This is a genomic window from Mycobacterium sp. SM3041 (assembly GCF_039668335.1).
In the GTDB taxonomy this organism is placed as follows: Bacteria; Actinomycetota; Actinomycetes; order Mycobacteriales; family Mycobacteriaceae; genus Mycobacterium.
In genome coordinates this window covers 181,170-199,056 of sequence record NZ_JAYXBQ010000050.1, presented here as the reverse complement: position 1 = coordinate 199,056, position 17,887 = coordinate 181,170, and the positions used below count along the sequence as shown (strand labels likewise).

The 17,887-nt window shown below is 67.6% G+C and carries 23 protein-coding genes and 1 pseudogene; 9 read left to right on the top strand and 15 right to left on the bottom strand.

Annotated features, from left to right (window positions below):
- The first annotated feature begins 8 nt into the window (after positions 1 to 8).
- On the top strand, positions 9 to 497 hold the full coding sequence (locus tag VXD91_RS18080) for a MarR family winged helix-turn-helix transcriptional regulator (RefSeq protein WP_346416001.1): 489 nt from the start codon (positions 9 to 11) through the stop codon (positions 495 to 497).
- Here the strand turns inward: VXD91_RS18080 and VXD91_RS18075 are convergent, their stop codons facing one another.
- From VXD91_RS18075 to VXD91_RS18050, 6 genes are all read right to left on the bottom strand, one after another.
- A complete protein-coding gene (locus tag VXD91_RS18075; RefSeq protein WP_346415999.1) occupies positions 498 to 1,334 on the bottom strand; it encodes a GH25 family lysozyme in 837 nt (278 codons plus the stop codon).
- Positions 1,331 to 1,522 carry a hypothetical protein gene (locus tag VXD91_RS18070; protein WP_020100680.1) on the bottom strand — a complete coding sequence of 64 codons (192 nt, stop codon included), beginning with the start codon at positions 1,520 to 1,522 and terminating at the stop codon, positions 1,331 to 1,333. Before VXD91_RS18070 ends, VXD91_RS18075 begins: the two co-directional genes overlap by 4 nt.
- Before the next feature lie 109 nt (positions 1,523 to 1,631).
- A complete protein-coding gene (locus VXD91_RS18065) occupies positions 1,632 to 2,093 on the bottom strand; it encodes a VOC family protein (protein WP_346415997.1) in 462 nt (153 codons plus the stop codon).
- A gap of 31 nt (positions 2,094 to 2,124) precedes the next feature.
- Positions 2,125 to 2,610, bottom strand: coding sequence for an SRPBCC domain-containing protein (locus tag VXD91_RS18060; protein WP_020100678.1), 486 nt, complete (start codon positions 2,608 to 2,610; stop codon positions 2,125 to 2,127).
- Positions 2,607 to 3,002 (bottom strand): ArsR family transcriptional regulator, encoded by a 396-nt coding sequence (locus VXD91_RS18055; protein WP_346415996.1) that lies wholly within the window; start codon positions 3,000 to 3,002, stop codon positions 2,607 to 2,609. The genes VXD91_RS18060 and VXD91_RS18055 overlap by 4 nt, the downstream gene beginning before the upstream one ends.
- A gap of 340 nt (positions 3,003 to 3,342) precedes the next feature.
- Positions 3,343 to 4,935: a Na+/H+ antiporter gene (locus VXD91_RS18050; RefSeq protein ID WP_346415995.1), complete on the bottom strand. Its 1,593-nt coding sequence runs from the start codon at positions 4,933 to 4,935 to the stop codon at positions 3,343 to 3,345.
- A gap of 58 nt (positions 4,936 to 4,993) precedes the next feature.
- On the opposite strand from VXD91_RS18050, the gene VXD91_RS18045 reads away from it, so the two are divergent.
- From VXD91_RS18045 to VXD91_RS18020, 6 genes are read left to right on the top strand one after another with little or no spacing between them, the layout of a single operon-like run.
- Complete coding sequence (locus tag VXD91_RS18045; RefSeq protein WP_346416095.1) at positions 4,994 to 5,302, top strand: UBP-type zinc finger domain-containing protein; 309 nt, start codon at positions 4,994 to 4,996, stop codon at positions 5,300 to 5,302.
- 48 nt (positions 5,303 to 5,350) lie between these two features.
- Positions 5,351 to 6,496, top strand: coding sequence for an ATP-grasp domain-containing protein (locus VXD91_RS18040; RefSeq protein ID WP_346415994.1), 1,146 nt, complete (start codon positions 5,351 to 5,353; stop codon positions 6,494 to 6,496).
- A 2-nt stretch (positions 6,497 to 6,498) separates the two neighbouring features.
- Positions 6,499 to 6,948, top strand: coding sequence for a lumazine-binding protein (locus tag VXD91_RS18035; RefSeq protein WP_346415993.1), 450 nt, complete (start codon positions 6,499 to 6,501; stop codon positions 6,946 to 6,948).
- 20 nt (positions 6,949 to 6,968) lie between these two features.
- The gene (locus VXD91_RS18030; RefSeq protein ID WP_212807169.1) at positions 6,969 to 7,382 is read left to right on the top strand and encodes a rhodanese-like domain-containing protein; all 414 of its coding nucleotides are present in this window, start codon (positions 6,969 to 6,971) and stop codon (positions 7,380 to 7,382) included.
- A 5-nt stretch (positions 7,383 to 7,387) separates the two neighbouring features.
- Positions 7,388 to 8,602, top strand: coding sequence for an O-succinylhomoserine sulfhydrylase (locus VXD91_RS18025; RefSeq protein ID WP_346416094.1), 1,215 nt, complete (start codon positions 7,388 to 7,390; stop codon positions 8,600 to 8,602).
- An 8-nt stretch (positions 8,603 to 8,610) separates the two neighbouring features.
- The gene (locus tag VXD91_RS18020) at positions 8,611 to 9,003 is read left to right on the top strand and encodes a hypothetical protein (RefSeq protein ID WP_346415992.1); all 393 of its coding nucleotides are present in this window, start codon (positions 8,611 to 8,613) and stop codon (positions 9,001 to 9,003) included.
- Between the two features lie 9 nt (positions 9,004 to 9,012).
- Here VXD91_RS18020 and VXD91_RS18015 read toward each other — a convergent pair whose 3' ends face one another.
- Together VXD91_RS18015 and VXD91_RS18010 are read right to left on the bottom strand one after the other, a co-directional pair.
- A complete protein-coding gene (locus tag VXD91_RS18015) occupies positions 9,013 to 9,381 on the bottom strand; it encodes an SgcJ/EcaC family oxidoreductase (protein WP_346415991.1) in 369 nt (122 codons plus the stop codon).
- The gene (locus VXD91_RS18010; protein ID WP_318986962.1) at positions 9,368 to 10,081 is read right to left on the bottom strand and encodes an SDR family oxidoreductase; all 714 of its coding nucleotides are present in this window, start codon (positions 10,079 to 10,081) and stop codon (positions 9,368 to 9,370) included. Before VXD91_RS18010 ends, VXD91_RS18015 begins: the two co-directional genes overlap by 14 nt.
- 121 nt (positions 10,082 to 10,202) lie before the next feature.
- Between VXD91_RS18010 and VXD91_RS18005 the strand changes: the two genes are divergently transcribed.
- Positions 10,203 to 11,132, top strand: a complete 930-nt coding sequence (locus tag VXD91_RS18005) for a LysR family transcriptional regulator (RefSeq protein ID WP_346415990.1) — start codon at positions 10,203 to 10,205, stop codon at positions 11,130 to 11,132.
- A 39-nt stretch (positions 11,133 to 11,171) separates the two neighbouring features.
- Here VXD91_RS18005 and VXD91_RS18000 read toward each other — a convergent pair.
- The 6 genes and pseudogenes from VXD91_RS18000 to VXD91_RS17975 all read right to left on the bottom strand — a co-directional run.
- Positions 11,172 to 12,092 (bottom strand): annotated as a pseudogene (locus VXD91_RS18000) (YbfB/YjiJ family MFS transporter); the annotation flags it as partial.
- Between the two features lie 178 nt (positions 12,093 to 12,270).
- Entirely contained in the window at positions 12,271 to 13,125 is an 855-nt protein-coding gene (locus VXD91_RS17995) for an MBL fold metallo-hydrolase (protein ID WP_346415989.1), read from the bottom strand.
- Entirely contained in the window at positions 13,122 to 13,523 is a 402-nt protein-coding gene (locus tag VXD91_RS17990; protein ID WP_346415988.1) for a nuclear transport factor 2 family protein, read from the bottom strand. The genes VXD91_RS17995 and VXD91_RS17990 overlap by 4 nt, the downstream gene beginning before the upstream one ends.
- Positions 13,520 to 14,230, bottom strand: a complete 711-nt coding sequence (locus VXD91_RS17985; RefSeq protein ID WP_346415987.1) for a flavin reductase family protein — start codon at positions 14,228 to 14,230, stop codon at positions 13,520 to 13,522. Before VXD91_RS17985 ends, VXD91_RS17990 begins: the two co-directional genes overlap by 4 nt.
- A gap of 13 nt (positions 14,231 to 14,243) precedes the next feature.
- The gene (locus VXD91_RS17980; protein ID WP_318986966.1) at positions 14,244 to 15,083 is read right to left on the bottom strand and encodes an MBL fold metallo-hydrolase; all 840 of its coding nucleotides are present in this window, start codon (positions 15,081 to 15,083) and stop codon (positions 14,244 to 14,246) included.
- A gap of 12 nt (positions 15,084 to 15,095) precedes the next feature.
- Positions 15,096 to 15,986, bottom strand: coding sequence for an alpha/beta fold hydrolase (locus tag VXD91_RS17975; protein ID WP_318986967.1), 891 nt, complete (start codon positions 15,984 to 15,986; stop codon positions 15,096 to 15,098).
- A gap of 99 nt (positions 15,987 to 16,085) precedes the next feature.
- On the opposite strand from VXD91_RS17975, the gene VXD91_RS17970 reads away from it, so the two are divergent.
- Positions 16,086 to 16,889 carry a helix-turn-helix transcriptional regulator gene (locus tag VXD91_RS17970; protein ID WP_318986968.1) on the top strand — a complete coding sequence of 268 codons (804 nt, stop codon included), beginning with the start codon at positions 16,086 to 16,088 and terminating at the stop codon, positions 16,887 to 16,889.
- A gap of 97 nt (positions 16,890 to 16,986) precedes the next feature.
- Here VXD91_RS17970 and VXD91_RS17965 read toward each other — a convergent pair whose 3' ends face one another.
- Positions 16,987 to 17,841: an SDR family oxidoreductase gene (locus VXD91_RS17965; protein ID WP_318986969.1), complete on the bottom strand. Its 855-nt coding sequence runs from the start codon at positions 17,839 to 17,841 to the stop codon at positions 16,987 to 16,989.
- Positions 17,842 to 17,887: the final 46 nt, after the last annotated feature.

Here is a 17,887-nt window from a genome sequence, read left to right as displayed (position 1 = left end):
CTCTCCGCGTGCCAAAGCCGCCGCTGGACCGTGCCGAACTGGAGGCGCAGATCGCCGCTGACGTGCGCGCGCTGACGGCTGAATCCGACCAGATCGGGCGGGTGTTTGCGACGGAAAACGATCTGGGCGCCAATGATTTTCGCGCCCTGCTACATGTCATGGTCGCCGAGTCCGCCGGCACGCCGCTGACGGCGGGCGAGTTGCGCAAATTGATGGGCACATCAGGCGCGGCCATCACGTACCTGGTGGAGCGGATGATCAACTCGGGTCATCTGCGCCGCGACGCCGATCCCGCCGATCGGCGCAAGGTCATCCTGCGGAACGACGCCAAGGGGCTGGACGTCGGCCGGGAGTTCTTCAGCCCGCTGGCTCAGCTCAACACGCGGGCCCTGGCCGACCTGCCCGACGCCGACCTCGAAGCGGCGCACCGCGTCTTCGTGGCGCTCACCGGTGCGATGCGGGCGTTCCGTGCCGAACCCGCTCCCGGCGAGCCGTGATCACACGGACGAGGCGGCCTTGAGGGCGTACACGTCCGCCCGGAGTGCGGCCACTGCGTCCACGATCGTGAGGTTCTGGCCGGCGGCGTTCTGGCCGAGCTGTGGCCAGCCGTTGAGGTTCGGCCCGCGCAACTGGGTCTGGATGTCCTGCACGATGGCCAGGATCTGATTGAGGGTTGCGGTGGTCGGGTCGGGCTGAGTCACGGTTCCTCCGTTCAGCAGTGCGATGAGTTGGTCGAGCGTGCCCTGGAACGCGTTGCAGTCCACCGACAGATTCCCGACCAGTGCGGCATCGGTGAATTGCAGAATCTGCGGCGTGGCACCGCCGTAGGGGAACCAGTACCGCTGATTGTCGTTGCCGGGGTAGAGGTTTGACGCGTAGCCGGTGCCGTTGACGTAATTCGATGCGATGAGGCCGGGTACCTGAGAGATGTCGGGCGAGCCGATCTGTTGCCAGTACCAGTGCGGTATGTACGACAGCGAGATCGTCACCCCGACGGCGTTGAAGGCATTGACCACGGCCCAGAAGTTGTGGATGTCACCGGAATTCGCCTCGAAGTCCAACATCGCGTATTTGCCGCCGTTGTTGCTCAGCCACGTTTGGGCCTGCGCTGCCGGGCTGTTGGTGGTGACGTAGTGATAGCCGATGTGCGGAAAGTGGTTGTCCCGGCACCACTGTGCGATCACCGGCCAATACGGATCCCGGTAGTAACTGCCTTCGGACACCTTCTGCTCGATCCAGGAGAAACCCTGGCCGGGTAGCTGGGAGACGAAGGCGATGGCATCGGCGGCCGAGCGGAAGTTGTTGTTCGACGTGTCCGGTCCGTACAGGGTCACAGCACTGTCTCCGGATTCACGGGCGTCCAGCTCGTCGTGCTCGCCAAAGCCTTTGTGTCGGCGCTGGATCCGTCGTGCGACTGCACCGTCCACTGCAACCGTCCGTCGGCGTCATGCGTCGCCGTGGCGATCGCACCCGCCTGCTCGTAAACCTCGCCGAGTGCTTCGGGTTTGCCCGCCGCGTTCATAGCGAATCCTCGCCTTCTACCGTAGAGGTCTTGTCCCGCTTTGATTCTCGTTCACAGTCTGTGTCGAAGGGCACTTTCCACGATAGCGCGATTTCGCGGCCGGGCTCGGTCAGGCGTTCTCCAACTCGGCGATGACGATCTTCTTCTGCCGCATCATCGTCTGGATCTGTTCGGGCCGGCCCAGTAGCTGATCCATCTTGGCCGGGATGATCTGCCAGCTGACCCCGAATCGGTCCTTGCACCAACCGCATTGCTCCGATTCGGGTACGTGCGAGAGTTTGGACCAGTAATGGTCGATCTCGTCCTGGTCGGCGCATTCGACGACGAATGAGATGGATTCGTTGAAGGTGAACATCGGCCCGCCGTCGAGGCAGACGAAATCGACACCGTTCAAATTGAATCGGCCGTTGAGCACCTTGCCGGCCATGCCTTTGAAATGTTCGTCGAGGGCCTCGTCCGGGTACTCCTCCACCGAGACGATCCGGGAGTTCGGAAACACCTCGACGTAGTAGTTCATGGCCTCGCGGGCCTGGTCGTTGAACCACAGACATGGCTGGATGGCGGTCGGCACGTCGTTCTCCTTGTCTTTCAGTCGCTTTCGTTCAGGCGGCCAGCAGTGCGTCGATCTGACCCAGGGCGCCGGTCATGCCCTCGACCATGCCCATCGCGGTCACCTTCTCGAGTTGTTCGAGGTCGGTGAACCGGGTGACGATCGTCATCCGCGTGCCGGTGTCGATCGCGTCGAACGACACCTCGAGGCGCATGGTGGGCATCTCGGGGTCGGGCTCGCCGTCGGGCTGCGAAAAGCCGTCCTCGATGAGAAGCCGCGACGGTGCGTCGACCTCGAGCGTGGTCCACCAGCCCGGCGCCTTCTCGCCCTCGGGTCCGGTCATGTGATAGCGCGACTGCCCGCTCGGGGTGAGCTCATGGCGGGTGAAGGTGGCCGGCCAGGTCGGCGGACCCCACCAGCGTTCCAGCTGCCGGGGGTCCTCCCACACCTGCCAGACCCGGGCCGGCGGCGCGGCGAACTCGGCCACGAAGGTCATGGTGAGGGCTTGCGGGTCGGCGGCGCTGCTGATCACCGTCATCGGTGGTCCTTTCGTCTTGTGCTGCTTGATTTTTCGTGGGGTGGATAACCGTCTTCGGCGAGGATCGCCTCGATGCTCGCGGCACGGTCGTGCCAGAGCGCCGCGTACCGCTCCAGGAGCACGCCCGCCCGGTGCAGGGTTTCGGGCACCGCACGCACGAGTTGTTCCCGGCCGCGCCGCTCTTTATGCACCAACGCGGCGCCGGCCAGTACCGCGACGTGTTTCTGCACCGCCGCGAAGCTCATGTCATAGCCGCGGGCGAGCGCGCTGACCGACTGGTCGCTGCGCATCGTGCGGGCGACGATGTCGCGGCGGGTGGCGTCCGCCAATGCGTGGAAGATCCGGTCGATCTCCGCATCGGTGAATGCCGCGGGGTAAGTATCTACAACCATTTGGTTGTAGGTTAGGTCGGCGTCGTGGCGGCGTCAAGGGCTGGTTGCGTCGAAAGTGCACGGTGGCCCGTTGATCCTGTACCTAGGGCGTATTTGTGCGAGTAGGTTGCGCCCTCACTACAGGCTCAACCTGGGATCGGAGTGCAGACCGGTTGATCCTGTACCTAGGGCTTACTTGTGCGAGTAGGTTGCGCCCTCACTACAGGCTCAACTTGAATCGGCGGCTCGACCTCGGTGACCCTGAACTCAGGGCGCAGGGTCGCCTCGACAGTGTGCGATATGGCCGTGAATTCGCCGAGATGTAGGCCATTTCCCGCACTCTCGGCGCGGGGCCCGAGCCCTACTCCCGGTTGAGCGCCGCTTCTTCCAGGTCCAGCCCGTGCAACACCGACCGCAGCACCTCGTCGTCGATGTTCCCGGCATCGCGTTCGGCGATGTATGTCTCGCGCTCGGCCGCCAGCATCTCGAGGCGCAGCCGGCGCATGGCCGACGCCGGGCTTTCGCCGATGTCCTCGTCGCTGCGGCCGAGTCGCTCCCACACCGCGTTGCGGCGCCTGTCGTTCCAGCTCCGCAGTACCTCGCCGACATGCTGTTGGGCGCTGGAATCGCTACTGCGCGACAGCAATTCGTCGAGCCGGTCGGCCGCCGCCTGCGCCGCGCGGCTCGAGGCCGCGGCCTGCTCGAGGGCATCCTGATGGGCCTCGGCCTCGCTGCGCACGTCGAGCATGCGGATGAGCCACGGCAGTGTCAGGCCATGCAACAGCAGCGTCCCGATCACCACGACGAACGTCAGGAACACCAGCTGCGGCCGGCCCGGGAAAGGCTCGCCGGCGAGCGTCGTCATAGGCACGGCGAATGCCGCGGCCAGTGACACGACGCCACGCATGCCCGCCCAGGCGACGATGAAGACCTGCGACGGGGTCGGCGTGGGCTCGCGATTCCGGATGCCACGGAACAGCATTCGCGGCGTGTAGGCCATGACGTACACCCAGGCGATGCGGACCGCGATCACCGTCGCCAGCACCGCGGCCGACGCCACGGCCAGGGTGACGGCGCGGATGCCGGTCAGCTCGTCGATGACCGTCGGCAGCTGCAGGCCGATCATCAGGAACGCGAACGACTCCAGCACCAGCTGGATCGACTTCCACACCGCGTCGTCCTGCAGCCGGGTGGCGTACGACGCCCGGGTCGCGCGCTGTCCGAGCAACAGTGCGGCGACGACCACCGCGATCACGCCGGAGCCGTGTGCCTCCTCGGCCAGCCAGTAGACGAAATACGGTGCGACGAGCCCGATGGCGCTCTCCACCAGCGGGTCGTCGAGCCACGTCCGGATGAACTCGATGAGCCAGCCGATCAGGCCGCCGATCACGACCCCGCCCAGGGCGGCGAGCGCAAACGTGCCGAGAGCGCCCTGCCATGTCGCCGCCGCGCCGACGGCAGCGGCCAGCGCGACCTTGTACGCCGTCAGTGCCGTGGCGTCGTTGAGCAGGCTCTCGCCACCGAGCAGCGTCATGATCTGGCGCGGCAGTCCGAGTCGCCGGCCGATGGCCGCGGCGGACACCGCATCGGGTGGCGCGACGATGGCGCCCAGGGTGAGGGCAGCGGCGACCGTCAGCTCCGGGACGGTGTGAAACGCGACGAAGCCCACCACCAACGTGGTGGCCAGCGGCAGCCCCACCGCGAGCAGTCCGATGGGGCGGACGTTCTTGCGCAGCGCGAGATAGCTGCTCTCGAGTCCGGCCGACCACAGCAGCGGCGGCAGCACCACGAACATGACCAACTGCGGCTGCATCTCGATGGCCGGCACACCGGGGATCAGCCCGACGGCCAGTCCGGCGACGACGAGTCCCAGTGGCGCGGAGACGTCGTATCGGCGGGCCAGCGCGGCCAACAACACCGAGGCCACCAGCACTGCCAGCAGTGGGGCACCCACGTCCTCGAACCTCCTCGGTCAGCCAGCCCTATCCTTGTTCAACATGCTGGGGAAATGGATGCAGTCACGGGCAACGCGACCGCGTGAAGAAAATTCCCCGACCACCTGCACGCACCTCGCCGACGCCGCCGGCCAAGCTGAACCGGAGCCGCAGACACCCGGGCGCTGTGGTGACTGTGCGGCACTTGGGGAGGATACGTGGGCACACCTGCGGATGTGCCTGACCTGCGGACAGGTCAGTTGTTGTGATTCGAGTCCGCACCAACACGCCAACGAGCACTACCGTCGCACGGGCCATCCCGTGATGCGGTCGGTCGAGCCGGGGGAGAGCTGGCGGTGGTGCTACGTCGACATCAGATTGGGTTGACGGGAGATTGGCCGACGGGGCGAGCAGACGACGGGGGAGGTTGGTGACTTGGTAGACCGGACAACGGTTCTGGTACTCGGCACCGGTGAACTGAGCAGTGAACTGGTGCTGTCCTTCCAGCGGCTGGGGACGCGGGCGACCGCGGTGCCCGCGCCCGCCGGCGGGGATGCGTTGCGGACCCTGATCGGCCGGCACACCCCGCAGGTGGTCGTGGTGCAGACCCCGGCTGTGGACCTCGGCGCCGACGTCGTGCAGGCGTTGGCCGGGCTCGACGAAGTCGCGGTGTTCCCGACGCCGGCCGCCCTGCGGCTCGCGTCCGATCGCGAGGCACTGCGCACCCTGGCGGCCGACGAGCTCGGGCTGCCGACGGCCCCGTTCTGGTTCGCCGGATCGGTCGACGAACTCACCGCGGTGGCCGAGCACGCCGGGTTGCCGCTGACCATCACGCCGGTGACGCATCCCGGATCCGAGGGGGCGGGCCGTTCGGTGCTGTCGCGCCTCGAGGACGTCGACGTCGCGTGGCACCGTGCGGTGGCGGCGGGCGGTGAGCGCGTGATGGCCGAGACGGCTGTCGACGTGGCGGCCGAGTTCACCATGCTGACGGTGCGGACGCAGGGCCAGGCGGGTCCGGTGGTGCAGTTCTGTGAGCCGATCGGACACCGCCGCGACACGTCGTTCTCGGCAGCCGGTCCGCTGGAGTTGTGGCAGCCGCATCAGCTGTCGGAATCGGCGCTGGACGCGGCGCGCTCGATCGCGGCCCGGATCGCGGGCAAGCTCGGCGGCACGGGGCTGTTCACGGTCGACCTGCTGCTCGGCGCCGACCCGGAGTCGGGGGCCGAGGAGGTGTACTTCGCGACGGTCCATCCGATGCTGACCGGCGCCGGCTTCGTGACGACGCGCTCGCAGCGGCTGTCGCAGTTCGACCTGCACGCGCGGGCGATCCTCGGACTGCCGGTCGACACCATCATGATCTCGCCGGCGGCCGGCGAGGTCAGCCGCCCGGCGTCGGACCGGGCCGCACTCGCGCGCGCACTGCCGGATGCGCTGGCCATCGCCGAGAGCGACGTGCGGCTCTCCGGCGAGGTGTGCGTGGCATTGGCGACGGCGCCGGACGTCGTGCGGGCGCGTGACCGCGCGCATCAGGTGGCCGCCGTGCTCAACCACTCGGCCGCGATCAACCAGACAGGGACGTGACCATGACCGATTCGGAATCGCAGCCGCGGCAGACGCTGGGGCCGTTCCTGGCCGCGCTGGGGTTGATTGTGGTCCTCGTGGTCATAATCGCCGTCCTGAACGCGATCGGGGTGTTCGGCCGCAATGATCCGACGCCGGAGCAGCTGGTGCGCACCGCGGTTGTCGGCCAGAACGACGGGCTGCAGCGCAAGGACTACGCGCGCTTCCAGACGTACACCTGCAAGGCCCAGGCCGGCACCGAGGCGGATGTGCTTGCCAAACAAGAGGATTCGGCTGCCAAGAACGGGCAGCGCTACGTCGACGAGGTGCGGGATATCAAGTTCGACGGCCAGAAGGCCACCGCCGTGCTGGTGTACCACTTCGACAAGACACCGGATCAGAAGCCCACGGCGCCGGTGGTGCTGGTGAACGAGGACAGCGCATGGAAGGTGTGCTCGCCGGTCCCGAGCTAGTTTGTGACAGACTCGCATCCGTGAGCTACGCGGGAGATATCACGCCGCAGCAGGCCTGGGACCTGCTCAGTGAGAACCCCGAGGCGGTGCTTGTCGACTGCCGGACCGACGCCGAATGGCGCTGGGTGGGCGTGCCCGACATCTCCAGCCTCGGGCGGGACGTTGTGTACATCGAGTGGGTGTCGAACGACGGCAAGCGCAACACCAGCTTCGTCGACGACCTGCTGGCCGCGGGTGTGACGCCCGGCGAGCGGCCGGTGGTGTTCCTCTGTCGCTCGGGTAACCGCTCGATCGGTGCGGCTGAGGCGGCGACGGCAGCCGGCATCGGCCCGTCATACAACGTGCTCGACGGCTTCGAGGGGCACCTCGACGAGCATGGGCATCGCGGTGGCAGCGGCTGGCGCGCCATCGGACTGCCGTGGGTGCAGTCGTGAGAGGCGTGAACGCCGACGGCGTCCCCTCCGTCCGGGTCCCCGCGCCGCTGCCCGATGGCGTCAGCCAGGCGACCATCGGCGTGCGCGGCGGCCTGCTGCGGTCCGAGTTCGAGGAGACCGCCGAGGCGATGTTCCTGACCTCGGGCTACGTCTACGAGTCGGCAGCGGCCGCGGAGCAGGCGTTCACCGGCGAGATCGACCGGTACGTGTACTCGCGCTACGGCAACCCGACCATCCAGATGTTCGAGGAACGGCTGCGTCTCATCGAAGGGGCGCCGGCCGCATTCGCGACGGCCACCGGTATGGCGGCGGTGTTCACCGCGCTGGGTGCGCTGCTCGCCGCCGGCGACCGGCTGGTCGCGGCGCGCAGCCTGTTCGGGTCCTGCTTCGTGGTGTGCAACGAGATTCTCCCGCGCTGGGGCGTCGAGACCGTCTTCGTCGACGGCGACGACCTGTCGCAGTGGGAGGAGGCACTGTCGGTGCCGACCACCGCGGTGTTCTTCGAGACGCCGTCCAACCCGATGCAGTCGCTCGTCGACATCGCCGCGGTGTCGGAGCTGGCGCACGCCGCCGGCGCAAAGGTGGTGCTGGACAACGTCTTCGCGACACCGCTGCTGCAGCAGGGAATGGAACTGGGCGCCGATGTCGTCGTGTACTCGGGCACCAAGCACATCGACGGCCAGGGCCGCGTGCTGGGTGGTGCGATCCTCGGCGACAAGGAGTACATCTCCGGGCCGGTGCAGCAGCTGATGCGGCACACGGGCCCGGCGATCAGCGCGTTCAATGCCTGGACGATGCTGAAAGGCCTTGAGACGCTGGCCATACGGGTCGACTACTCGAACCGTTCCGCGCAGCGGGTGGCCGAGTTCCTGGAAGGTGTGCGCGGCGTGAACTGGGTGAAATACCCGTTCCTGCAGTCACATCCGCAGCACGACCTGGCCAAGCGGCAGATGCGCGGCGGCGGCACCGTCGTCACCTTCGAGCTCGACGGCGGCAAGGACCGGGCGTTCGAGGTGCTCGACAAGCTGCAGGTCATCGACATCTCCAACAACCTCGGCGATTCCAAGACGCTGATCACCCACCCGGCCACCACCACGCACCGCGCGATGGGGCCGGAGGGCCGGGCCGCGATCGGGCTGGGCGACGGCGTCGTGCGGATTTCCGTCGGGCTGGAGGGCACTGAAGATCTCGTGGCTGATCTCGACCAGGCGCTGAGCTAGGGGGCCGGATGTCCAAGCAGACCGCGGCCAAGAAAGCCCGTCGCAAGAAGCGGCAGACCACGCGCAACGCCAACTGGCTGCCCGACGAGGTGCATGCCGAAGTCGAGGCTGTCGGGCGGATCGCGGGCGAAATCCTGCCGCGCGGTTGGGTTTTCGATTCGGACTACTCCAACGACGAGTACCTCATCTGGTACTACCCGCCGTCGGGCTTCGAATCCACCGAGGACGATCCGCGTGAGTTGGTGACGAGGATCTGGGTCTCCGATCCGGACCGGCCGCAGCTCATCCTCGTCGGCACCGAAGAGGACGGCGAGATCTACAGCTTCACCGTCGAGCAGTTGATGGCGAACCTGGATGTCATCGAGGCCTACCGCGTCGGGGAGCCCACGCCGCAGTTCTGATTTCGACCGTCAGCCGACGGGCGAGACCTGATAGTGCGCGATCTGCCAGCCGCTATCGCCGCGTGTGACAAGGACACTCAGGTTCAGGCTGATCACCTCCCCATCGGGGCGGGTGAAGTCGGCCCGGGTGTACGCGAGCACGACGCCGGCGGCGGGTTCCCGGATCTCGTTGATGCGGTAGTCGACCGTCAGGCCGACGGGCTGGGACTCGTAGTAGTCGAAGACGCCCTGGCGCCCCACGGTGTAGGGCCGAAGCCCCTGGAATATCGCGTCGTCGGTGAAGACCGCCGCGACCTGGTCCGGCCGGTGGGCGGCGATGCCCGCCTGCCACCGGTCCAAAACGCTATGAACCGCGTCGATCATCTCAATGCCCGGCACTCTGACCACCGTCCACGTGCAGGATCTCGCCGGTGACGAACTTGGCGTTCTCCAGGTACAGGACACCGTCGACGACGTCGGAGATGTCGCCCATGTGGCCGACCGGGTGCAGCGCCGACAGGAACTCGTGGGTCTCCGGTGCGTGCATCGGGGTGCGGATGATGCCGAGCGCGACGGCGTTGGCGCGGATGCCACGGCTGCCGTACTCGACGGCCAGGGCGCGCGTCGCGGCGTTGAGGCCGCCCTTGGTCAGTGACGCCAGGGCCGAGGGCACCTGCGAGTTGGCCTGATCCACGAGGCTGGTCGAGATGGTGACGACGTGCCCGCCGTCGCCCTGGGCTTCCATGGTCCTGATGGCGGCGCGGGTCAGTTCGAAGAAGCCGCGGGAGTTCACGCCGGTGATCGCGTCGTAGTCCGCGTCGGTGTACTCGGTGAACGGCTTGGCGATGAAGATGCCGGCATTGTTGACGACGGTGTCGACGCGCCCGAAGTGCTCGACCGCGGCGTCGACGAGCTGTTGTCCGACGCCCGGACGGCCGATGTCGCCGGCGACGGTCAGGACCAGGGGATCGTCGCTCTCGGCGATGGTCCGGGAGTTGGCGACGACGGCGTAGCCCAGCTTGCGGTAGCCGGCCACCAGGGCTTCGCCGATGCCCTGGGATGCGCCTGTGACGATCGCGACGCGGGTTGTGGTGCTCATCGGGGTGGTTCCTTTCGGTTGACGTTGCTGCCCTTCACAACCTCGGCCGGGCCGCATCGATGCCGCCGCTCCGGGACTTGTTCGCTTTCTGCTGAGAGGCTGTGCCTACTACGCTGTCGACATGGAGCTGCGGCAACTTCGGTACTTCGTTGCCGTTGCCGATGCGCTGAATTTCGGGCGGGCGGCCGAACGCCTGCACATCGCCGGGCCGTCACTGTCCCAGCAGATCAAGGCGCTCGAACGTGATCTCAAGGTGGAATTGTTCGATCGCGACCGCCGGTCGGTGCGCCTCACCGCGGCGGGTGCGTCGTTGTTGCCGCACGCCCGGTCCCTGGTGGCCGAGGCCGACGAATTCCGCAGGCGGGCAATCGGTTTGTCGAACTCCGAACCGATCCGCATCGGCTATGTCAACTGGTGCCCGACCGACCTGGCCGAACGTGCGGCCGGCGTCGCGCAGCTGCGCGTGGATACCTGGGTGATGCCGTCGCACGCGCAGGCGGCCCGGGTTGCCGAGGGCATCCTCGATCTGGCCATCTGTTGGGTGCAGACCGACGATCTGGCCGGGCTCGAACTGGAAGCCCGGCTGATGGGGGTGGACCGGCTGTTCGCGCTGTGCGTCGGTACCGACGACTCACCCGTGCACGCGAAAGACACCCTGGTGCTGGTGGATTCGGACACCGCGAGCTGGGAGTCGTGGAACCGCTACGGCGAACAGTTCGCCGCGGACACCGGTGCGCGGGTGATGCGCACCGACGACGGCGGCGTCACGGGTCCGACGTTCTTCGAGCATGTCCGCCAGCTGGGCCGTCCGGTGCTCAACAACCCCAGAGGGCAGACGGATGCCCTGCCGCGAGACCTGGTGCGCCGTCCGGTGATTCAGCCGACGCCGCTGTGGACGTGGTCACTCGTGTGGCGGCGGGGAGAAGACAACCCTGCCGTTCACGCTGTCGTCGAGGCGCTCACGCGGGACGCCGCCGTCCTGGGGATCGACGACGCGGCGTGGCTGCCGTCCACTGATCCACATCAACAGCGCGGCCAGGGCCGCCACTAGCACGACGGCGGCGCCGGCGAGCAGCGCCTGCTGAAAACCGTTGTGCAGCAGGGGCGCCACCGCGACCGGGCCGACGATCTGGCCGACGGAGTAACCTGTCGTCAGCAGCGCGACGGCGCCGGGAAACTGCAGCGCACGGCCCGCGGCGAGCGCCAGGGTGCTGATGCCGATGAAGGTGCCGCCGAACAGGATGGCGCCGAATAGTGCTGTTGCCTCGTTTCCTAGGCCCGCCCCAGCAATCCCGGCGGCCTGCAGCACCAACGCGGCGACGAGCAGTGCGGCATACGAGAAGCGGCCCGTGAACCGCGCCCACAGTGCGGCTGACGGCGCGGCAGCCAGACCGACCAGCAGCCACACCGCACTGCCGAGTCCGCCCGGTGCCTGCTGCGCGACTGCGGCGACCAGGAAGGTGCCGGCGATGATGTAGCCGACGCCTTCGAGGCTGTAGCTCGCCATCAGCAACGCCAGCGGACCGCGGGCGCTGCCCTGTTGCCCGGCAGGTGCTTTCGTGGTGTCGCCGGAGGTGCCCGGATGCAGGTGCCAGGCCAACGCACTGAGCAGTGCCGCCAAGCCCGCCGCCGCCCACCAGGCGACGTGCCAGTCTTTCGTGGCGGGCAGGGCCGCGGACAAGGCGATGCCGATGCCGACGCCGCTGAACGCCCAGCCGGCGTGGTGGGCCCGATGCCCGTGATCCATCAGTGTGTTGACGGCGATCACGAACACCAGCGCGCTGGCGATACCGGCCACCAGTCGCAGGGCGCCCCACTCGATGACGTTGGTGCTCAGCGTCATTGCCGCGAGCGTCGCGACCAGGATCACGAGCGACGCCCGACACACGACAACGGACCGGGCCAGCCGCGGCGAGACCGCGGCGCCCACCGCGCCGATCAGATAACCGACGTAGTTGGCGGTGGCCAGCTGCCCCGCGGCCTGCGCGGTGAGGCCGGCGTGGCCCGTCATCAGCGGCAGAATCGGCGTGTAGGCGAACCGGCCGATGCCCATCGCCGCGGCCAGGGCTGCCGCGGCGCGGGCGATCGAGAGCCAGGCGGACGTGGGCATGCCCCATGGTGCGTGGCTCCGGCTCTTGCTCGCCAGGACCGGTCTCCTTGCAGCTGTGAGGAATTGCCTCGCAGACGGCTCAGCCGGCGGGGAACAGTGTGATGGCCGCGCCCCACAAGGCGCCGGGGTTGATGCGGCCGGGGTGCCTGGCCAGCATCGCGTCGTAGAACTCATCGGCCCCGGCGGCGGTGGTGAGCAGTTCGCGGGCGTCGGTGAGATAGCCGCGGGTCGCCGCGATCTGGGACGGCTTGTCCGCGGCAGCGGGATCCTTGTGGCCGGCGATGACGACGTCGGGCTGCAGGGACTCGGCGATGTCCAGCGCGGCGAGCCATTCGTCGATGCCTGCGACCCCGCCGGACTCGGTGAGGTACAGGTGCACGCCGTTGTAGACCACGTCGCCGGCGACCAGCAGACCGGTGGCGGGCACGTGCAGCATGGTGGTGGCGTCGGTGTCGGTGTGCCCCACCTCGATCGGGAGCAGCGGCACGCCTTCCAACTCGAAACCGTTCTCGTCGACGATGCAGACCCCCACGCGGCCCGCCGGCAGCTGCCCGGGAAAGACCTTGTCCCAGAATGACTCGCGAAACGCCGGGGCATTCTGTGCCGACATGTGGGCGGCCGTGCCGGCGGTGGCGAATACCGTCGCCTCCGGAAACCGTTGCAGCAGCGGGATGGCGCCGAACCAGTGATCGCCGTGGCCGTGGGTGACATAGATGCCGGACAATCGACGGCCGGCTTCCTCGATCCAGTCGCCGACCTCGGCGGCCTGGGCGTTGGTCAGGGGCGGGTCGACAAGTACCGCGTCGCGCGCACCGAACACCAGGGTCGACGTGATCGGCGACCACATCCGGGGGCTGCCGTCGGGCAGTGGTCCGCGCCCCGACTGCGGGATTTGTGCGGTGACGTAGGTCTGGTGCTGCAATGGAGCGGTCACGGTGCGTCCGCGATGAAATGTTCGGCCGAAAGGACGCCGGACAGCCGATCCTGGATCTCCGCGGAGAACCGCAACACCGCCGGCAGTGGCCGGTGATGGATGGCGGCGGTGGTGATCTTGCCCGCGGCGTCGCGGTCAAGAATGGTCACGCCGCGGATCTGCATGCCGCCGAAAGCCGTTGCCCGCCACTGCAGATAGCTCGTCGAGCCGGCCTGCGCGGACTCGGTGAACTCCAGGGTTTCGTAGATCGAGCTCGCGGTGGCCATCACCGTGGCGACGAGGTCTCTGCCCTGGACGGGTGCCGCCAAAGCGGTGGCGTCCAGCACGATGTCGTCGGCGAACTCAGCCGCGAACGTGGTCTGGGATTGCTGTGCGAAACCGTCCTGCCAGCCGCTCATTTCGTTGCTCCTGACGCGGACCAGGCCGCGGTGTCGATGGGGGAGAAGTCGGTCGGCTTCCCGTCGAGGCGGGCGGCCCGCCGGGTGCTGAGCGTCTTCACGACGTCTTCGGGCAGCGGCGTCGTGAAGATGTTGTCGATCAACGAGTATTCGGCGGCCAGGCGGCCGAACGCGCCCAGCGCACCGACGTCGATGCGTCCGTTCGGCAGATAGAGCTCGTCGCGGATGTGGATCTTCGTCACCCGTCCCCACACGACGTGGTCGGGCAGGGGCGGCATCGGGATGATGCGGTCCACCTCGCACTCGAACGAGATCGGCGCCTCGGCGATACGCGGCGCCGCGATGGTCTCCGACGCGGCCTTGTGCAGGCCGAGGGCGTCGAATTCGTCGACGTCATGGTCGAATTCGAACGCGGAGCGGTGCACGGTATCGGCGTTGTCGATGGTCGCGATGTTGACGACGAACTCGCCGGTGTCGCGGATGTTGACGAACGTGTCTTTCAGCGTCATGCCGTCGGACCGCGGTTGCAGGCTGATGGACAGCACCGGCGGTAAGCGGCCCACGACGGTGAAGAACGAGATGGGCGCGATGTTGCCCACGCCTTCGGTCGACGTGGTGCTGACCCACGCGATGGGCCGGGGCAGGACGCTGCCGATCAGGAGCTTGTAGCTCGAGGTGGGATCGAGGTCGGCGGGATCGATGACCATGGTGGCATGCCTTTCAGGACAGGAGGGCCAGGGCGCTGTACCAGACCGGCCCGACGTTGAGCCGGTCCGGATACAGGCGGATCATGTAGTCGAAAAACTCACGCGGACTGGGCTTTCCGGCCAGCAGGCGCTGGGCGTCGAGCAGGTAGTCACGGGTCTGGTCGATGGCCGCGGGATCGTCGGGCAGGTGCTTGTTCTTGTGTCCCGCCACCACGGCGCGGGGCTGTAGTGCCGAGACCGTGTTGAGCGCGCGCAGCCAGGAGTGGATGCCACCGTGGTCGCTTTCCAGCAGGTACTGGTGCACGCCGTTGTAGACGACGTCCCCGGCGACGACCAGGCCGATCGACGGCACATGGAGCACGGTGGTGTCGTCGGTGTCGGTGTGGCCCACCTCGATCGGCACGAGGCGCTGACCTTCCAACTCGAACCCGTCGGCGGGAACCTCTTGGTAGACAACGGGGCTGGGCGGGATCATGCCGGGAAAGTCGACGTCCCACATCTGGGCGCGGCCCGCCACGGCCTGCTCGTGCATCTTGCCGATGGTGCCCGCGGTCGCGTAGGCCACGGCATCCGGAAAGCGTTGCAGCAGAGCATCGGTACCGAACCAGTGGTCGCCGTGGCCGTGCGTGGCGTAGACCGCGGTCAGACGTCTGCCGGAGTGCTCGATCCAATCGCCGACGCGGCTGATCTGCTCGTGGGTGAACGGCGGGTCGACGAGGACGGCGTCGTGCTCGCCGAAGATGAGCGTGGATGACACCGGGGAAGACACGATGGGGCTGCCGTCGGGCAGGCGTTGTTCGCGGTGGCGGCGCAGTCCGTCGTGCACCAGCACGTTGTAGTTGAGGGCGGTCATGCTTAGGTCCTTTCAGGCGAGGTGTTCGGTGAACCAGTCGCGGGCGGCGCCGCCGGCCGTGGGGAACTGGTCGAGGTAGGGGGCGAAGTGCCCGCCGTCGACGGTGACGAGCTTCTTGGGCTCGAGTGCCTGCTCGTAGGCCTGTAGTTCCAGGTCGGTCATGGTGACGGTGTCGCGCAGCCCGACGACCATGAGCAGCGGTGTGGGCGAAACCCGGGCGATCCAGGTACCCGGCTCGTACATGCGCGCGGCCCGCGACGACCGCACCGTCATCGTGTTGTCCCACACCCCGTCCGGCACCGGCTGGGTGTAGAACGAGATGGCCTCCGCGGACCGGTACGCCGCCGGCACCGCCGGGTCGTCACCGACGACGGCCTGCACGGCCGGCGCCTTGCCACGGAACTGGCGACGGTCGTCGTCGATGAAAGCGGCCTCCAGTGCCGCCACATGTTCCGGGGCTACACGCCGCAGGCTCTGCTGATAGCCGCTGATGGTCGGGACCTGCGCCACGACGGCCCGTAGCCGACGGTCGGTGGCGCCCAGCACGATCGCGTGCCCACCGGCGTAGCTGGTGCCCCACAAGCCGATTCGCGTCGGGTCCACCCACGGGTGGCTTTCCAGGAACGAGATGGCGCGCCGCCAGTCCGCGATCTGCACCCACGGGTCGACGTCGCCGCGCGGCATCCCGTCACTGGCGCCGAAACCCCGGTGGTCGTGCACCAGGACGACGAATCCGGCGTCGGTGAACAGTTCGGCGAACCGCGCCAAGCCGTGTTCCTTCACGCCGGCGAAGCCATGTGCCATCGTTATCGCGGGGTGCGGACCCGCGCCGTCCGGAACGAACAGCCAGCCGCGCAGCGTCACTCCGTCGGCGGCGGTGAATTCGGCGTCCTGTCGTTTCATGGTCCACGCTCCTTGTCTGCTGATATCCACCATCAGGCCGGGACAAGTTCTGTAGGAACGCCGCCGCGATCCTGGTATTAGCAGGGTTAGGCTCGAGCGATGGCGAAGGGGAACGCGCTGGGCGACTACCTGCGGTCTCGGCGGGAACAGGTCCGTCCCGAGGACGTCGGATTGATCGCCGGCAGCCGCCGCCGGGTGGCCGGCCTGCGCCGTGAGGAGCTGGCGCTGCTGGCCGGCATCAGTTCTGACTACTATCTGCGACTCGAACAGGGCCGCGACACAAACCCGTCGCCGCAGGTTCTCGATGCCTTGGCCCGTGCGCTGCAGCTCGACATCAACGGCACGGAGTATCTGCACAAGCTGGCCAATCCCACCGGAATCCGTTGGGATAAATCAGAATTGGAGCAGGTCGCCGACGAGCTCGACGAGTTGATCGATCAGTTCCCGATGCCCGCGTTCGTGGCCAATCGCTACCAGGTGGTGCTCGCCGCCAACCAACTCGCATGTGCGCTGGCGCCGGGTTTCCGTCCGGGACAGAACATTCTGGCGTGGCGGCTCCTGGACCCGGCGGCCAAGGATTTCTTCGTCGACTGGGACGAGGCGACGGAGATCGCGGTCGGTGGTCTGCGCGAGGTGACCGGTGGTCATCCCGACGATCCGTACCTGCAGCGCATGGTCAGTGAACTGTCTGCTGCCAGTGCGCGATTCCGCGAACTGTGGTCGCGGGCCGACGTCGGATACCGGGCCGGTGTCACGCACGTGCGCCATCCGGTGGTCGGGGAGCTCTTCCTGCGCCGCAACCGGTTGAACCTGCCGCATTCCGGTGGGCAGCACGTGATCACGTTCCGTGCCGAGCCAGGCAGCGATTCCGCGAAAGCCCTTGAGGCACTGAGGGAGTTGTAGGTCTCAGCGGCGCAGGCTTGCCGGCGCGCGTCGAAAGTGAGGTTATGTGTCGATACCGCAAGGGATTTGGCACACAACCTCAGTCTCGGCGGTGCGGTCAGTCTTTCTCGATGACGCCCTGCGCGGCGTGCGCGCGGTCGGTGTAGCTCTGCCGTTTGGCGGCGTCGAACGTCATGAAGACGGTGTCGAGACCGAGCTTCTTGTTCATCCAGCGCCGGCCGCGCGGGCCCAGCAGCTGCGCGGCCTGCGCGGTGAACCGGAGCGCGGCCGGCACCGAGACGTGCGTCTTGGGCTTGTTCAGGGTCTTGACGATGGCCGCGGCGATCTCCTCGGGTTCGACGGGCTTGACCGCCATGGTCTCGGACGTGCCCGAGATCAGTTCGGTCCGGGTGAACGGCGGCATGACCACCGACACCTCGACCCCGTGCGGCGCGACTTCGTCGGCCAGCGCGGTGGTCAGTCCGACGACGCCGAACTTGGTTGCGTTGTAGACGACCTGCCCCGGCAACGGGATGAGGCCGGACAGCGACGCGATGTTGATGATGTGACCGCGGCGGCGCGCGACCATCTCCGGCAGGGCCAGCTGACACCCGGTGAGGACGCCGTACAGATTGACTTCCATCGCCGACCGGATGGACTGCTGGGTCTCGTCGAGGAACGGGCCGATGGGCATGACGCCGGCGTTGTTGATCAGGACGTCGAGGTGGCCGGCGCCGTCGCTGCGGGCCTTGTCCAGGAACACCTCGAAGGACTCGCGGTCGGTGACGTCGAGCGGGTATCCGGTGGCCGGACCCAGTTTGACCAGCTCAGAGACGGCCGACTCGAGTACTGCGACGTCGCGGTCGCCGATGACGACCCGCGCGCCGCGGGCGAGAAGGGCTTTGGCGGTGGCGTAGCCGATACCTCGTGCGGCCCCGGTGATCGCAATGGTCTTGCCGTGGATGTTGTCCATGGCCGCAAACTTTACACGTGTCAAGTTTTGAAATGAAGCCCTGATC

Excerpts from the sequence above, each read along its gene's own strand:
- VXD91_RS18020 (WP_346415992.1), top strand. The coding sequence starts at position 8,611 with ATGTCCAAGCAGACCGCGGCCAAGAAAGCCCGTCGCAAGAAGCGGCAG.
- VXD91_RS17985 (WP_346415987.1), bottom strand. The coding sequence starts at position 14,230 with ATGGTCATCGATCCCGCCGACCTCGATCCCACCTCGAGCTACAAGCTC.
- VXD91_RS18035 (WP_346415993.1), top strand. The coding sequence starts at position 6,499 with ATGACCGATTCGGAATCGCAGCCGCGGCAGACGCTGGGGCCGTTCCTG.
- VXD91_RS18070 (WP_020100680.1), bottom strand. The coding sequence starts at position 1,522 with ATGAACGCGGCGGGCAAACCCGAAGCACTCGGCGAGGTTTACGAGCAG.
- VXD91_RS18055 (WP_346415996.1), bottom strand. The coding sequence starts at position 3,002 with ATGGTTGTAGATACTTACCCCGCGGCATTCACCGATGCGGAGATCGAC.
- VXD91_RS18010 (WP_318986962.1), bottom strand. The coding sequence starts at position 10,081 with ATGAGCACCACAACCCGCGTCGCGATCGTCACAGGCGCATCCCAGGGC.
- VXD91_RS17965 (WP_318986969.1), bottom strand. The coding sequence starts at position 17,841 with ATGGACAACATCCACGGCAAGACCATTGCGATCACCGGGGCCGCACGA.
- VXD91_RS17990 (WP_346415988.1), bottom strand. The coding sequence starts at position 13,523 with ATGAGCGGCTGGCAGGACGGTTTCGCACAGCAATCCCAGACCACGTTC.
- VXD91_RS18005 (WP_346415990.1), top strand. The coding sequence starts at position 10,203 with ATGGAGCTGCGGCAACTTCGGTACTTCGTTGCCGTTGCCGATGCGCTG.
- VXD91_RS18060 (WP_020100678.1), bottom strand. The coding sequence starts at position 2,610 with ATGACGGTGATCAGCAGCGCCGCCGACCCGCAAGCCCTCACCATGACC.
- VXD91_RS18045 (WP_346416095.1), top strand. The coding sequence starts at position 4,994 with ATGCAGTCACGGGCAACGCGACCGCGTGAAGAAAATTCCCCGACCACC.
- VXD91_RS17975 (WP_318986967.1), bottom strand. The coding sequence starts at position 15,986 with ATGAAACGACAGGACGCCGAATTCACCGCCGCCGACGGAGTGACGCTG.
- VXD91_RS17970 (WP_318986968.1), top strand. The coding sequence starts at position 16,086 with ATGGCGAAGGGGAACGCGCTGGGCGACTACCTGCGGTCTCGGCGGGAA.
- VXD91_RS17980 (WP_318986966.1), bottom strand. The coding sequence starts at position 15,083 with ATGACCGCCCTCAACTACAACGTGCTGGTGCACGACGGACTGCGCCGC.